This window comes from Oribacterium sp. C9, from assembly GCF_002007235.1.
Taxonomy (GTDB): Bacteria; Bacillota; Clostridia; order Lachnospirales; family Lachnospiraceae; genus Oribacterium.
Map to the genome: position 1 here is coordinate 24966 of NZ_MUHW01000027.1, position 15847 is coordinate 40812.

Genomic DNA, 15847 nt, shown 5'->3' on the forward strand with positions numbered 1-15847 from the left:
GTACCACAGTAATAATGAATTATATTTTTTGATAATGCTATAACCATGAAAGACTTGTTTTAATTGCTGGTTTCCAGACTGAATTTGTATTATTGAATACTTATCGTAAAAAAGAATATAGATAACCCACAGGAGACAGTAAAAAAGCGCCACATTCCAAAGAATATGACGCATGAATTTAACTATGTTAGTACTTATAAGTTCTATGATCCTGTTGTGATACAGCCCCGGAAAATGTCTTTAAAGACTTTTTTCAAAAACTTTCTTCAGGAAGATTTTCATCCATGAAATTTATGATTCCGTCTTCTACCTCATCTTTGATATCGCTATAGTTATGGATCTCATGACGATATCCCGGATACAGTTCGGTCCATACATCCTTGAGACCGGCATCGATCAGCCAGTTAGCTGTCTGAAGAACTCCTGTACCGTACTGACCCACCGGATCCTGATCTCCGGCTATATTATAAACAGGAAGATCCTTAGGTACTTTTTCTGCCCATTCCGGTCCGGTGATGTACTCCATCATCTGTGTAAAATACAGGTATGACTGATTGGTACATGCCTTTGTAAATGCATCAAACGGATCCTCTGCATGATCGCGCTGAACCTCGGGATCATCGCATATCCATTCGTTTCCACGAGTTACGCCCTCGCTGCAGCGACCATACATCCATCCCATGAGTTTTTGAGGAACTTCAGGATCTGATTCTTTGCCCTTTCCGGCATTAACAAGAGATTCGATATAATCCTTGGCATCCTTAAGCCCCGGCCAGATACCCATGGTACCGCATATAGTAACGCCGCTAAGTTCCTCACCGTACTTGGAAATATAATCTCTTACGATGAAGGATCCCATGCTGTGTCCATAAAGGAAATATGGAAGGTTTGGATACTTTTCAACAGTGAGGTCATGAAGCTTATGCTCATCCTCCATCATGGTATGGAAACCTTTATCGCCCCAGTCACCCCAGGTATCGTTCTCTATCGCAGTCTTTCCATGGCCCACATGGTCATCCGCACTTACGATGTATCCTGCCTCAACAAAAGCAGCTATCATATGAAGATATCTGCGGGAATGTTCTCCGAAGCCATGAATCAGCTGTACGATTCCTATCGGCTTTGCAGCAGGTACATAGATCCATCCGTATACAGTGTCACGTTCATTAAAGGATGGAAAAGTAATTTCATGTAACATAGATTCGCCTCCGTATTCAATTTTTTGTGATAATGCTTATGATTCTGAATTATCACTGTTCCACGATCGATTCGTATAGAAACATTATAAATCATTTCGTAAATATTATCATTAAAGAAGCAAATTTTAAGTCATGTTGTCTTACTTCAGTTTCTTCTTATTCACATCATCTGTAATGAACACGATAACGATACCGTCGATATCAAGCTTCAGTATTCCGTCTTTCAAAGAGCAGCCATCGGTGAAATCCGATATTCCGGCCTGCATGGAAAAATCATCCCCGGAGCCTTTCCAGTACTCTATGTCACCCTTGTTATCGTCTCCCCAATACAGGTATCCGTTTCCGTCATCCTTAAGAGTCACATACCACTTAAGCATATCCTTATTTTCATCCTCAGGATAATATTTACCGCCTATATTGTAACCATAGAACCAGAACTTTTCTTCTCCGTCTACCTCAGAATGATCATCCTTAGCTTTACTTCCTTTAGAAGTTTTAGAACCTGATTTTCCTGTCTTATCAGTTTTATCCTTCTTACCGGATTTAGCATCGGATTTTTCAGACTTGCCGCTCTTACTCTCCTTTTTATTCTCAGACTTCGCACTCTTTGACACAGTCCCAACATCAAGATGCAGAAGATCTGTCTCAAACACGGTTTTATATTTACTGTTTAGTCCCTCCAGGTCGAAATCCATTTTTTCGATCTTATCTATCTTCTTTTTCTCCAGTTCCTCTCCCGTGACGAGAGACACATGGTATTCGGTTTCTCCGGCTTCTGCTCCGATATAGATAGATGAGTCAACATAGATATCATTTATGTACATGGTTTTTCCTATTATCTGCAGCTTATCGTCCGTTTCGTTCTTCAATTTCAACCACAGTGCAACATTGCCCGTACCATCTTCAACCAGGATACTGACTGCCGTAATTTCAACACCATTTTCCGAATATATCACCTGCTCTTCTATCTGTGGATCTCCCACGGAACCTGTTGCATTCATATTACTCTTGACCCACGGATTCTTTACTCCTGCCAATGCTTCTGCCCCCATGACAACAACAAGCATCATGGTAAGCAGGATCCCCCTTGCTCTTTTCACTGATCTTTTCATTGCTATATCCTCCTTGCATGAATACACAGTAAATTCCGACTTATCGCTACTATATATATCGTCAGAATTCAGCGCAAAGATAAAGGCATGAAACATTCCGGTTCCATGCCCCCACTGTAAATAATATTTCTTCACAAAAAAGCGCTCCCCTGCCAAAGATAAACCTCCGGCAGGAGAGCGCTTATTGTTTCTATGATCTTTTTATATCTGTATCGCGATGAAGTATACCGTTACTTCACTGAGTCTATCACGATAACATTGTCACGACCCTTATAACGGACATCCAACTGCCCATCTGTGATCAGTATCACATCATGGAAATTGGCGAATCGTATAGGATATATCTTCTGGAACTTGCTTGCATCACAGAGGACATAGCAGTTCTTGGAATGTCTCATGGCTTCCTGCTTCACCAGCGCCTCGTTAAGCTCAGGAGTCGTACAACCCGCTATAAGCTCCACTCCGTTGGTACCCATGAAACACTTGGTGAAATTATACTTCTGTATGGAAACTATGGTCTCATTTCCTACCAGAGCCTCAGTAGAATTTTTGAGTTCACCGCCAACAAGAATCACACGGCATCCTCTGCGGGCCAGCATAAGCGCATGTCCGACAGCATTGGTCACATATCCCATTGCTTCCTTCGTAAGATACGGGATCATGGCTTCAGTCGTGGTACCCGCATCCAGATATACGAAGTCATCAGGTCCTACCAGGGATGCTGCGTATTGTCCAACCTGATGCTTCTGCTCAACAGCGTGACCGGACTTATCCGAAAACTCTTCTTCTTTAACATTTACACTGAAATCATTGCTTACAGCACCGCCGAAAACTTTTGTCAGGGCTCCTTTTTGGTCGAGAACCGTAAGGTCCCTCCTGATGGTGGATTCGGAAGCGTCAAATGCCTCCATCAGTTCCTGTAAGGTGACGCTGCCTTTCTGCTGCAACAATTCCAGGATTTCCGTTTGTCTTTTTTTAGCTAACATAAGCCAAAATTATACCACTTTCTTCTTAAGAACTCCAAGTAAAAATGCTCCGACAACAGTTCCTGCAACGAGAGATGCAAGATAGAGAATTGCATTTCCTACAACAGGGAATACAAAGATTCCGCCATGAGGTGCCATAAGTGTACATCCGAATGAAACAGAAAGTGCTCCGGCAAGAGCTGAACCTGCGATACATGATGGCAGTACGTGGATAGGATCTGAAGCAGCATATGGAATAGCACCCTCTGTAATGAATGCGAGACCCATGATGAAGTTTACAGGACCGCTCTCACGCTCTTCCTTGGTGAACTTGTTCTTGAAAAGAATAGTTGCAAGAGCGATAGCACATGGAGGAACCATACCACCGATCATAACTGCTGCCATAATGTCATAGTTACCTGCTGCGATGGACGCAACACCAAATACATAAGCCGCCTTGTTGAATGGACCGCCCATATCGATGGACATCATACCTGCTACGATGATTCCGAGAAGTACCTTTGATGTACCTGACATTCCTGCGAGTCCATCATTAAGAGCAGTATTGAGCATACCGATAGGAGGCTCAACGATAAAGTTCATTGCGAGACCGATGATCAGGATACCGAACAGCGGATAGATAAGAACAGGTGCGATCTTCTCAAGTGACTTAGGAAGAGATACGCACATCTTCTTTAAGTAGTTCATAACATATCCTGCGATGAAACCTGCAAGAAGTGCTCCGAGGAAGCCTGACTTTCCGTTTGCTGCGATCATACCGCCTACGAAACCTACCGCAAGACCCGGACGGTCAGCGATACTCTCTGCTATGTAACCTGCAAGAACAGGGAGCATAAATCCAAAGGCAACGCCTCCGATACCCTTAAGTGTTGCAGCGAGAGGTGTTATAGAACCGAAGTTTGATCTTTCAGCCTCTTCAAGAGCATTGAGGTCGATGGACAGACCATCGATAAGGAATGCAAGTGCGATAAGGATACCACCGCCTACTACGAAAGGAAGCATATGTGAAACTCCGTTCATTAAGTGAACATAGATCTTATGCCCTGCATTTCCACTGCTTGTAACTGCTTCTTTTCTCACCTGACCCTGTGCCTTGTAAACAGGAGCATCTCCATTTATAGCTCTTTCGATGAGCTGTGGTGCCTTGCTGATTCCGTCTGAAACAGGAACCTCGATGAGCTTCTTTCCATCGAAACGATCCATCGGGACCTGAGCATCTGCTGCAACGATGATACAGTCAGCTTCAGCGATTTCCTGCTCGGTGAGAACATTGTCAGCACCTGCTGAACCTCTGGTCTCAACCTTTATGAAGCAGCCTGCTGCCTTCGCAGCCTTCTCGATCCCCTCCGCTGCCATAAATGTGTGAGCGATACCTGTGGGACATGATGTAACTGCAAGGATCTTCTTCTGAGCGGCAGCCGCTGTGCCCTCTTCCTTTGCTGCATCCTTTGCGTCTGCTTCGTCTATGATCTTCAGGAACTCGTCCTCGTCCTTGGCATTTCTAAGAGCCATAACGAAATCCTCATCCATAAGAAGTCTGGAGAGCTTTGACAGGACAGTCAGGTGAACATTGTCCTTTGTCTCAGGTGCCGCGATAAGGAACAAAAGATGTACAGGCTCGTCGTCCAATGCTTCATAATCAACTCCATCAGGAATGACCATGGCTGCAAGACCTGCAGACTTAACTGATTCTCCCTTTCCGTGTGGGATGGCAAGTCCGTCACCGATTCCGGTAGTAGACTCTTCTTCTCTTGCAAATACCTTCTTTTTGTATGCTTCTACATCCGCGATGTTTCCGCTCTTCACCATAAGCTCAACTGCCTGCTCGATGGTCTCCTGTTTGCTTCCCGGTGCAGCTTTAAGATTAATGCTGCGCTTGTCAAGTAAATCTGTAATCCTCATAGTTTTCCCCTTTAATAAAAAATAATTTAAAGCCATTCATTTTCACTCATGCCGAACTTAATTCTAATTTCAATCTGTGTTTCGGCAGCAGTGATATAAAACATCGTAAAACTGTTGATTTATCCCAGCTCGTTATACACCTTCATCACTTCTTCCTTGGTTGCCAGAAGCTCTGAAAAAGCGCTCGCACTTCCTGCAGAAATACCCATTCTGAAGGCGTGCTCGTAATCCTTTTTTTCTTCGTAGCCGGCGATGAAGCCTGCCACCATGGAGTCTCCCGCACCTACTGCATTAACAAGCTTACCCTTTGCTGCTTCGTGCATGTGGACTTCACCGTTTTCATCCAGAAGGACCGCGCCCTCTCCGGCCATGGAAACAAGTACATTTATAGCGCCCTGCTCCTGAAGCTTCTTTGCATAAGGCACCACTGATTCTCTTGTCTTCAGCTCTACCCCGAAGATCTCTCCAATCTCATGATTGTTAGGCTTGATCAGGAACGGATGGAACGGAAGCACGTTCATAAGCAGATTTCTGGTGGCATCTACAACGAAGCGGATACCTCTGCCCTGAAGTCTTTCCATTATGTCGTGGTAAATGGTAGAAGGCATGCTTTCGGGAATGCTTCCCGCCAGCACCAGTGTGTCACCTTCCTTCATGGACTGAAGCTGGTCCATCAGCTTCTTCTGTGAAGCTTCATCTATGACCGGTCCCATGCCGTTTATTTCAGTTCCATCATAATCCTTCAGTTTTACATTTATTCTGGAGAAGCCGTTGTCTATTCTGATGAAATCATTTCTGAGCTTCATTTCCTCAAGCCTTCTGATGATCTCATCTCCCGTAAATCCTGCCACAAAACCAAGTGCCGTATTTTCATGTCCGAGATTAGTCAAAACTGTGGAAACATTGATTCCCTTGCCACCCGGAAGCATCTGTTCCTGAGTGGTTCGATTGGTCATACCCATGTCAAAAGACTTCATGGAAACGATATAATCAAGGGAAGGATTGAAAGTTACTGTATAGATCATTGCCGACCTCCTTATCTCTATCAACATAATACGTTCACACTCGGTCATAATCAATCGTTTTTGTTCACAATATTTACACATATATTTGTGCAAAGTGCTTGCATGCATTCCGATTAATACATTCATTTGCACTCGATTGCATATACGATAATTAAATAACAGTCATATACGCCCAAATTAAATCAAAATTCACAACAAATTAATGCTTATACATTTTCTCTGTACAGATACCTATTTCGACATAAAAAAGGACGGGATAACCCGTCCTTTAACTTTAATAAAGCATTACTCTTCCGATTTCATCCTCTCCCTTTACCACGCAACTGATTTCGTGTTGTTCTCTTCCTCTGTTTCGACAGGAGCTTCAAACACTGCCTTTCTTCCGTCCCATGTGAAGTTTACAAATTCGGTCGTGTAGGTTCTGTCCAGCATGTCAGACATGGAGTAGCGCATTCTGTACTTTCCTGCAGGAAGTGTCGTATCCTTAACATCAAGGCTCAGATCTACCGTCATCGGATCGGCATATCTCATGTCACCTATCTTCTTCAGATAATTACTGTATACAGGAGTACATATTTCCATTTGCAAACCTGAAAGATCAGTCATGGAATAAGTATTTCTGTCTGAAAGACCGGTTGAAGAGTCATAACCATCCCAAAGTCCTGCCAGCTGATACTGTACTATATGTTCTCCCTCTGTTCCGGCTTCAGTTTCCTCCTGGATCTGATTTGACAGACCTTCAGGATAATCTGCCAGGATCCTGAGCTTCATTATCTTTTCAGTATTGATCTCAGGGAGCCTTACGGATGCCTGCATGAGAACCGTATTCCCCTGAATATCCTTGGTGGTCACATGAAGGAACCTGTCACCTATAGCCGGCCATTTACCTGTGAAATCAGCAGAATATGTAAGAGTGTTGTCGCTATAATCCAAAAGCTTCAGATCTTCGCATTGTCCGAGATCATGCCACTCCTGATATTTTTCATCAAACTTCTGGATCTCGTAACATATGGATCCGCCGCTTTCAACGCCGGAATAAATATGAATGTACTGCTGGCTGTTATCTTCGGAATTTTCAGTTTCAAATTTTACAGTATATAATTCCGGCATAAGCTGCGGTATCTCTCCGGCAACTTCACAAGCCCATTCCGGAGCATCCCATTTCAGACTTACTGCATCCAGGAAAGCAAGCTGCCATGGATTCTTACAGGTTCTGGCAAAACGATCCAGCTTTTCTGTAGTTCCGTTGTAGGTAATAAATGCAGATAAACCATGAGAATATGGGTGATAGGAACCACGTACAGAGGTGACTACCGCTTCATCAACTGCATTCTCCAGCTTAAGCACTGTTTCCTTTGATATGCCGCCGTTTCTGCCTCTTCGTGCCAGATCATAAAGATCCCACATATCATGCTCCTGATATCTGTCGGTTTTACTTACCGCGTTAAGATATTTTCCGAAAGCGATGGGGTCAGGGATCAGCGCGATAGCTTCTTCCATGTAAGCCTCAAAAGCTTCTGCTACAGGAGCTATCTTACTCAGATTTATGGTAGAGAATGTAAGACCTTTCAGACTACCATCATCCGCCATTTCTGCGTACATGATCTGAGTCGCATTACAGATGTTGGAACCGAGACGCGCAGCTCCGCACTCCGGTTCTTCATAGAGCGACTGGAGCCACTCTGCATAGTTGCTGCCGAGTCCCGGAAGCACTTCTTCTGATGCGATCAGATAATCTGCATAAGGCTGAATTGCCTGCGCCGTCTCAAGTGAAGCCATAAGGCAGGCATCCGTCATGAATAGATCAAAATGAACGCCTGAATCCTTTAATGCTCTTTCAAGTCCTTCCAGCCCCATTATCGCATTGTCATGTAATTCATCAACTATCAGACCTTTCGAGCTTCCTCCACCATGATCCCAGATGATGAGAAGATGCTTTCTGGCAGGGAAATTCTCATTACTCCAGATGATAAAGTCAGACAATGTGGTGTACTTGGCCATGGAGGCATTTTCCAGTTCGTCTTCAAGTATGAACCCATCTTCACCATAGCTCCAGCGCTGTATTTTGTCTGTGGCGATGTCTATTCCGATGCGTTCCTTTGTGTCCCATTTCTTTGTACCGCCTGTCTGGATCAGAACATTGACTCTATCGTCCGGAATGGTTTTTTTGATCATTTCGAGATTGTTGGAGGCCATTCCGCCATCAGACTCCAGATCAGTTCCACAGAGATAGATCATTACGTCCCACTCAGCCGGCACCTTGGGCAGTTCATTAGGCGATGCCTTTTTCTCAGCAGAGACTTTCGGCTTCTTCACTTCTGTTCCTTCTGCAACTTCCGCCTTTGTTTCTTCCGTCTGTGTCGTTTCTTTCTTTTTCTCATTATTTGCATACGCAAAAAACAGTGAGATACTGCTTATGACACACAGTATAAGAATGAGACATAAGACTTTTGGAAATTTTTTCATTTACGCTCCTTTCCTGTGAAATATCAAGATTTTCCCGACCTAATGGACAAAACTAATAAGGAGTGAATATGGACATTTATATTTATACAGCCAGTATCCCTCTTTCGTTTACGTCCGATACTAAGCCTATCGGCAGAAACAGAAGCAGATATTAAGTGATTTTACACTATCGGAATATTTTTTCTTCAATCACTGTATCTATTAAAATGTTTTCTATAATCCGATTTTCAAATCCCGGATAAAAAAATCAGAGGATATAAAATCCTCTGATCATAACTCTTAATATGTATGTCTCTGAATGTACTTGGCCTTTCGTTCCTCTCTCTTGGCTGCTCTGCCCTTTTCATCAAGCTGCGGCAATGAACCGGACTTGTTTGCATAACACCATGCCTTGAAGCTTTCGGTCAGTGCTTCAAAAAATGTCAGCAATTCAACGCCCTTTTCTCTGTCTATCATAGTAGGACGCATCATGGTGAGTGCGAGACTGATAAGAACACCCACTCCTGTGTCAATGATCCTGGCGATAGTGTATGATACATATCCTGCCTCAGGCTGAGTGAACAATACTACGAAATATACCACTGTACCCGGCTGGATGGCATTGTTCGCACCGAGTATAAAATTGATATACATTACGAAGAAAAGTCCCAGACAGAGATAAAGTTCCTTCGGAACACCGAGAGGATCATACAGATACAGCCAGTATGAAGGGATAACTACCAGACCTCCGATAAAGGTACCTACAAATCTGTTAAATCCGTTATGAAAACCTTCCTGAAACTGGCTTCCGGTACCGTATACCGCACCTATAAGTGCGAAGCAGGGATTACGATCACTCAGAAAATATCTGTATATGATCGCAGTCACGAGACAGGCAATTACTGTACGTACTATTCTGTTGCCGAACTTAGGTCTCAGAAAGCTGTATTTCTTTTCAGTCTTTACTTCAGAAACCCGTTCTGTCTCCACTTTTTTCTCAGCTTCACCTTCCATGGTTACAGCTTCTTTTTCTATTTTGGATGATTCTCCAAGGGTTGATGCGTCCTTCATAGACGTAGTCTCCATTTCCTCACGCTCACGTCTTAATAAATCTATAAAGATTTTAGTCAGTTTCTGTTTTTTTTCAAGTACTTTCAAAAGTATTTAATTGAAAGTTTTTAAATAGGTACAATTTTCATTTCCTACTAAAATACTAGAATTTTTTTAAATCTCCACTTGACACATAGGAGATTATAGTTTATATTGTATACATCAGTTAGTTAAGACTAATTGAAACGTACTCCGTAGTACACGTCCTCCTGACCATAAGCGTGTATCTATGGAAATCTCCTGAAATAATAGACTCAACAAAACTTAGTGTTCAATCAAAAAGGGGCGATTTATCGTCCCTTTTTGATTTGGCTAGACGCTGACATCTCACAGCAAAGCTGCCAGATTATCAGTTGTCGTCTGGATCCATCATTTCGTGCAGGCACAATGATGGGCCTTTGGCTCTTAGCCATAACAAAAATACCTGCCGGGCTAAACCGCGCAGGTATTTTTTATCCGGGAATACTTCCTCTGTCATGAAACCAGAGGAAGTATATATGTAGTCCATATATGGCTTATAGGCATGGCAAGTACCATCGCAGGTATCATATCAGCAACAGGAAAATCCTTGACTCTTATCATTCTGAAGCCTGTTGCTATAAGAAGTATTCCTCCGCAGGCCTTGAAATCATTTATCATGGAAGGACTGCAGTAAGGGTAGATCACTCCGGCAAACACAAACAGCAGCATGAAAATGATGAACTGCGGGATGGCGATGAAGCTGGTCACCAGCCCCAGTGTACAGGCAAATATAAGCGAAGTCGCTATATCAAGTATAGATTTTGCGAGAAGAATGCTGTGCTCCCCTGTCATTCCCGAAACGATGCTTCCGTATATTCCTGTACCGCTCGCGCAGAAAAGAACGATGGCAGTTACAAGCTGTTTCTTGTATTCCTCATCATTTCCGCCCTTGCCCTTAAAGAATTTTGAGATGGCCTTTTCCATCAAAAGTCCGCCCGCCGAGATCTTCTCCCCAAGACGGATCGCAAGACCAATGGAAGTTCCCAGAATTACCGAAAGCATGACCGCCGGCATATTGTTCATCAGAACTATGGAACTTATTCCCATGGCCATGGCACAGGCACCGAAAACTGTATTCATACTCTCGATGATTCTCCCGGAAAGCCTGGATCCCACCACATTTCCTGCTATTCCACCGATAACAACTGCTAATGCATTCACTATTACACCTATAGGCATTACACACATCCTCCTTAGATTAATTCTCCTTTTATATCTGACTTTCCTGCTAAAACATTACAGGACAATGACGTCTGAACATCATACGGTTCTCCTCCGTATTTACCGGAATTCTCCGGGTTTGCAAAAAAGAAGGTGCGTACACGTATAAAACAGAATCTTTACGCGTGACGCACCTTGCAATGATAACATGCTATCTGATTATTTTCTATGGGGCAAAGCTCTGCTCCCCTCACTTTTTTGATGAAAAATAGTTATGAATTTATTAGCAAAAGTTATTTGTTCATGGGTTTCAGAAAACATACAAAAGAAATGACTCCATCCTTCCAATAGGCGCCAATGCTTCCCTTATACTGCTTCACTATACTTTCTGCAATCGAAAGTCCTATGCCATAGCCCCCTCTGTCTGTATTATGGGACTTATCTTCACGATAAAATCTTTCAAAAAACCTCTTGTAGTCTATATTGGCTCCATCCTTGAAGTCATTGGCTACCACCAGCTGTACTGCCTTTCCCTTTTGAGAAAGTGAGACTGTTATAGTCCCCTTATCATCACAGTATTTTATCGCATTATCCACAAGAAGCGAGGTGAGCTGCCGTAATGATCCGTCCGATGCTGTCAGCTTTACATCCTCCTTTATCTTCTCCACCAGCTTTTTTTCATCAGTTTCTGCAATCGCCGCAAAAGTCTGAACCGTTTCTCTCACAGATTTCGTCACGTCACATTCCGAAGTTACAACAGAATTTTCATTCTCATCCGCTTTTGCTATCATGACGAGATTCTTGATGAGACCGTTAAGTCTGTCCACCTGTCTCATGGTTGAGGTGGTCCACTCACTCTCTCCTCCGAGCATTTCCATCATTTCTGTATTTGCTCTGATAACAGCAAGCGGAGTTTTCAGTTCATGACTTGCATTTGTAATGAATCTCTTCTGCAGCTCCATGTTTCGCACTTCCGATGCGATGGCCCACTTTGAGAAAAAGCCTGTGATTATGGCTGCAATTATGATCCCAACGAGAATTAGACTCATTGCGAGATACAGTATTCTGGAGCTGCCCAGAATCATATCCGAACTGTCCAGATAGACAACTATGATGCCTCCGGTAGAAAGCTCTGCAACTGTATAATAATAATCTCCGTATCTGCCGAAGCTGACCGGTTCTTCCAATGCCTTCAACCCGTAGATTTCCGCTTCGGTAGGAGTCACGGCAGCGATATGATTAGTTATCACCTTCGAAATTCTCTGGTTTTCATCATATATTATGGCAAAATATCTGGTGGTGTAATAAAACTCGGGATTAGATGTATTTTCATAGGTCTCTACATTGAAAATCTCATTTAGAAATCTGATAACATCGTAGTCTGAATGTTTCTCTATTTCTCCTTCAGCACTTGTCTCAGCTCCCGGAAGATATCCCCCGTTATTAACTATATATTGCAGCGTGTTTCGGATATTTTTTCTTGCAAGATAATAATTCGTTCCTGACAGAAGTCCCGCTATCATAAGCATTGTGATAAAAAGCGAGCAGAATGAAACCATCACGAATTTCCATCTCAATTTTTTTATTCTGACTTCATTCATCAAAAACCTACCTCTATTTCCAAGCTGACATTTTTTTATTGCTGCATCTTTCTATCTTCCGACATATAGTCGATACTCATGAATGGTCATTCAAAGTTGTACCGAAGCTAAAACATCTAGCAAAGTTACTCATTTACCTGTTTACCAGCCTGTATCCTTCTTCGCTTTCCTCAATGAAAACCTCTGATGACACCGCATCCAGCTTGCTTTTCAGATACTCGATATAAAGCAACACAGTCTGATACGTGGCATCCTTATCATTTTCCCAGACATGAGTGAGCAGAAATTCGATGTTCACCGAATGCTCAGTATTAAGCATTAGCATCTGCAACAGTTCAAATTCCTTCACAGAAAGCCGTATGGAATTAACTGATTTCAGTTCAAATGTCTCTCCATCCAGTATCAGATCACCAAATGAAATCTGCTCACTTGTGTAGTCCTTTTTCCTTCTGGTCATGGCTCTGACTCTGGCTAAAAGCTCCTTCATGGCAAAAGGCTTCGTCAGATAATCATCGGCACCTGCATCCAGCCCCTCCACTCTGTCATCAATATCAGACTTTGCTGTCAGTAACAGAACCGGCGTCACAATATTTTTCTGACGTATACTTTTCAATACCTGTATTCCGTCCATCTTCGGCATCATGATATCCATGACTATACCGTCATAGCTGTTTTCTATGGCATAATCAAGCGCCTCTTCACCATCCAGACAGGAATCGACTTCGTAACCCTCATGCTTAAGTGCCATTGTCAGAACTCTGTTCAGATCGTAAGTATCCTCTGCAAGTAGTAATCTCAATTTGTTATCTCCATTATTCTTCAATCTACGTTCTATTTCTTCTCTGAAGTTTTCACTGTTCACACTGTCATAGTACACATAAGGCACTTTATCGCACCCGGATATTACTTATCCTGTTTTCTTAAAACCTGTCGTATGACTTATGTCTCCTTCAAACTCCCCATCATCATGTCTTTTATGGTCTGCATCGAAAGATCGGTAGACGCCAGCTCATCAGCGCATCGTTTCAGTTCGGCAATTATCAGATCATCATTCTTTGTCTTTATCTTCTTATAATGAATATGATGCTCCAACGCTGCCCATGTATCCTGCGATATGGTTCTAAGCTGTATCTCAGCATAGACCACACCTCCAATTTTCAGGATAAGATGATAGCTTCTGTATCCATTAGGCTTTGCGTGCTTTATATAGTCCTTTTCTTCAACCACCTCACAATGCTCCAGATTCACCAGATGATCTCTGATAGCATATACATCCTTTATAAACGCACAGACAACTCTCACTCCCACAGCATCGTGAATTATCTGAAGCGCAGATTCCTCCGTTTCAGGCAGTCCCTTTCGATTGCATTTTTCCCTCATGCTCTCATCGGACTTTATTCGATAAATAAGATGTTCCACAGGATCCATACCATCATCCTGCTTCATCCGTTCACGTACAATATTTATTTCATCCACCAGATACTGCATCGCCTTTTCAAGCTCAGGCAAATGCTCACCATATATACTATCCATTTCACCCCCAAATTTTTATTTTCACATTATATATCATAATTATGTCTATTCTTTGAAATCGCCAATGTTTCTGTTTTTTACTCTCTTGTTTCCCGGTACGATAGCTTTCTGCGGGCAGATAAGTATACATAGATGACATCCAACGCAGCGGTTTCCATCAAGCCTTGGTTTTCTTTCTTCAAATTTGATGGCCTGATGCCCTCCGTCATTGCAGGAAATAACACATCTTCCGCAGCCGATGCATTTATCCGGTTCAAATCGCGGATACAAAACTGTTTTTCTGTCAAGAATCTGAGTGCTCTCACTCACTGAATCAAGTCCGGTTCCTATTATGTCCTTTACAGAATCCATTCCCGTTTGTGCAAGGTAATAATTAAGTCCTGCCTTCAGTTCACTGATGATCCGATATCCATATTGCATTACAGCAGTTGTCACCTGTATGGAATCCGCTCCCAACAGCAGAAACTCCACTGCATCTCTCCATGTCTCAATGCCGCCCATTCCACTTACATGCATTCCCTTTAATTCAGGATTTTTCGAAAGCTCGGTAATAAACCTCAGGGCTATAGGCTTTACTGCTTTCCCACTGTAGCCTCCTACTGCAGAATGCCCCTTAACAGAAGGATATGAGACCCGTGTGAAAAGATTCACTCCTGTGATGCTTTTGATCGTATTTATCGCTGCCAGCCCGTCCGCACCGCCTCTTAATGCCGCTTCCGCTGCCGGACTCATGTTATCTACATTTGGCGTCAGCTTTGCTAAAACGGGTATAGTTGTGCGGCTCTTGGCAGCCCTGGTATATTTCTCAACCAGCGCCGGAATCTGTCCTATATCTGATCCCAAACCTTCCTCCTCCATATTAGGACATGAGAAATTCAGCTCTATTGCATCCGCTCCGTTCTTTTCACACTCCTCTGCCAGCATCGCCCACTCTTCTTCATTCCGTCCCATTATGGATGCCAAAATAAACTTTGTGGGATAATTCGCTTTCAGCTCCCTGAATATCTTCATATTCTCAACCACGCTATGATCAGAAAGCTGTTCGATGTTTTTGAATCCAATCATGCTCCCGTTATCACCCATTATGGCAGAAAACCGTGGTGAGGCTTCATGTATATCAAAATTACAGATAGTCTTGAAACAAACTCCCGCCCATCCGGCTTCAAATGCTCTGGCACACATGTCATATGTTGAAGCCACAACCGATGATGATAACAGAAACGGATTCTCAACAGGTATTCCGCATATATCGCATTTCAGACGGTCCTCTGTTCCCGGCAGCGGTATCTCTGCTTCCGGTCGTATCACATCACTAAGCCTGGTCATAAGTCTCTTAATGCTTACCTTATTTGAACTGATACATGCTGTTTCGCAAGGCGCATCACAATTTACGCAGGGATTTCCTTCCGGTAATCTCAATGCTGCAACATCTGCATTATCCATCCATATTCCAAAAAGTGCCTCTGCGGGATCCATATCAGTACATGCCTGACTGCATGGTGCATCCTTACATAATACACATGATATCATTTCTAAACGCGTGATCGAATCTTTAATAACCATACATATACTCCATTCTGCCGCTGATATCATGGCGGCAAAACCCATATCATACATTTCTATATATTAATACGATACGATCTTTTAAATTAATAAGAGTTGACCTGAAAATGACAGCTGAAACAGTATGTTTAGAGATCGAGTAGGGGGAATATAATCCCCCTCTCACACCACCGTACGTGCCGTTCGGCA

At 43.0% G+C, this 15847-nt stretch carries 12 protein-coding genes; all 12 read right to left on the minus strand.

The window, feature by feature from the left end; translation table 11 throughout:
- Window positions 1-253: 253 nt before the first annotated feature.
- The 12 genes from BXO88_RS14235 to preA all read right to left on the minus strand — a co-directional run bounded on the left by BXO88_RS14235 (window position 254) and on the right by preA (window position 15658).
- The gene (locus tag BXO88_RS14235; RefSeq protein WP_078038393.1) at window positions 254-1198 is read right to left on the minus strand and encodes an alpha/beta fold hydrolase; all 945 of its coding nucleotides are present in this window, start codon (window positions 1196-1198) and stop codon (window positions 254-256) included.
- A gap of 141 nt (window positions 1199-1339) precedes the next feature.
- Entirely contained in the window at window positions 1340-2311 is a 972-nt protein-coding gene (locus BXO88_RS14240; protein WP_139355607.1) for a hypothetical protein, read from the minus strand.
- Window positions 2312-2541: 230 nt separating this feature from the next.
- Window positions 2542-3297: a DeoR/GlpR family DNA-binding transcription regulator gene (locus BXO88_RS14245; protein WP_078038395.1), complete on the minus strand. Its 756-nt coding sequence runs from the start codon at window positions 3295-3297 to the stop codon at window positions 2542-2544.
- Window positions 3298-3306: 9 nt separating this feature from the next.
- The gene (locus BXO88_RS14250; RefSeq protein ID WP_078038396.1) at window positions 3307-5199 is read right to left on the minus strand and encodes a PTS fructose transporter subunit IIABC; all 1893 of its coding nucleotides are present in this window, start codon (window positions 5197-5199) and stop codon (window positions 3307-3309) included.
- Between the two features lie 119 nt (window positions 5200-5318).
- Entirely contained in the window at window positions 5319-6224 is a 906-nt protein-coding gene (gene pfkB, locus BXO88_RS14255) for a 1-phosphofructokinase (protein WP_078038397.1), read from the minus strand.
- A gap of 312 nt (window positions 6225-6536) precedes the next feature.
- On the minus strand, window positions 6537-8690 hold the full coding sequence (locus BXO88_RS14260; RefSeq protein ID WP_078038398.1) for a clostripain-related cysteine peptidase: 2154 nt from the start codon (window positions 8688-8690) through the stop codon (window positions 6537-6539).
- A gap of 279 nt (window positions 8691-8969) precedes the next feature.
- Window positions 8970-9740, minus strand: a complete 771-nt coding sequence (locus BXO88_RS14265) for an FUSC family protein (protein ID WP_168171728.1) — start codon at window positions 9738-9740, stop codon at window positions 8970-8972.
- A 513-nt stretch (window positions 9741-10253) separates the two neighbouring features.
- Window positions 10254-10979, minus strand: coding sequence for a DUF554 domain-containing protein (locus tag BXO88_RS14270; RefSeq protein WP_078038400.1), 726 nt, complete (start codon window positions 10977-10979; stop codon window positions 10254-10256).
- Between the two features lie 275 nt (window positions 10980-11254).
- Window positions 11255-12562 carry a sensor histidine kinase gene (locus BXO88_RS14275; RefSeq protein WP_078038401.1) on the minus strand — a complete coding sequence of 436 codons (1308 nt, stop codon included), beginning with the start codon at window positions 12560-12562 and terminating at the stop codon, window positions 11255-11257.
- Between the two features lie 133 nt (window positions 12563-12695).
- Window positions 12696-13361: a response regulator transcription factor gene (locus tag BXO88_RS14280; RefSeq protein ID WP_078038402.1), complete on the minus strand. Its 666-nt coding sequence runs from the start codon at window positions 13359-13361 to the stop codon at window positions 12696-12698.
- Between the two features lie 140 nt (window positions 13362-13501).
- Window positions 13502-14095 (minus strand): GTP pyrophosphokinase, encoded by a 594-nt coding sequence (locus BXO88_RS14285; protein ID WP_078038403.1) that lies wholly within the window; start codon window positions 14093-14095, stop codon window positions 13502-13504.
- Between the two features lie 45 nt (window positions 14096-14140).
- Complete coding sequence (gene preA, locus BXO88_RS14290; protein ID WP_078038405.1) at window positions 14141-15658, minus strand: NAD-dependent dihydropyrimidine dehydrogenase subunit PreA; 1518 nt, start codon at window positions 15656-15658, stop codon at window positions 14141-14143.
- Window positions 15659-15847: the final 189 nt, after the last annotated feature.

What these genes read in the sequence shown, in the direction of transcription:
- BXO88_RS14285 (WP_078038403.1), bottom strand. Translation starts at nt 14,095, where the DNA reads ATGGATAGTATATATGGTGAGCATTTGCCTGAGCTTGAAAAGGCGATG.
- BXO88_RS14270 (WP_078038400.1), bottom strand. Translation starts at nt 10,979, where the DNA reads ATGCCTATAGGTGTAATAGTGAATGCATTAGCAGTTGTTATCGGTGGA.
- preA (WP_078038405.1), bottom strand. Translation starts at nt 15,658, where the DNA reads ATGGTTATTAAAGATTCGATCACGCGTTTAGAAATGATATCATGTGTA.
- BXO88_RS14245 (WP_078038395.1), bottom strand. Translation starts at nt 3,297, where the DNA reads ATGTTAGCTAAAAAAAGACAAACGGAAATCCTGGAATTGTTGCAGCAG.
- BXO88_RS14265 (WP_168171728.1), bottom strand. Translation starts at nt 9,740, where the DNA reads ATGAAGGACGCATCAACCCTTGGAGAATCATCCAAAATAGAAAAAGAA.
- BXO88_RS14240 (WP_139355607.1), bottom strand. Translation starts at nt 2,311, where the DNA reads ATGAAAAGATCAGTGAAAAGAGCAAGGGGGATCCTGCTTACCATGATG.
- BXO88_RS14235 (WP_078038393.1), bottom strand. Translation starts at nt 1,198, where the DNA reads ATGTTACATGAAATTACTTTTCCATCCTTTAATGAACGTGACACTGTA.
- BXO88_RS14275 (WP_078038401.1), bottom strand. Translation starts at nt 12,562, where the DNA reads ATGAATGAAGTCAGAATAAAAAAATTGAGATGGAAATTCGTGATGGTT.
- BXO88_RS14260 (WP_078038398.1), bottom strand. Translation starts at nt 8,690, where the DNA reads ATGAAAAAATTTCCAAAAGTCTTATGTCTCATTCTTATACTGTGTGTC.
- pfkB (WP_078038397.1), bottom strand. Translation starts at nt 6,224, where the DNA reads ATGATCTATACAGTAACTTTCAATCCTTCCCTTGATTATATCGTTTCC.
- BXO88_RS14250 (WP_078038396.1), bottom strand. Translation starts at nt 5,199, where the DNA reads ATGAGGATTACAGATTTACTTGACAAGCGCAGCATTAATCTTAAAGCT.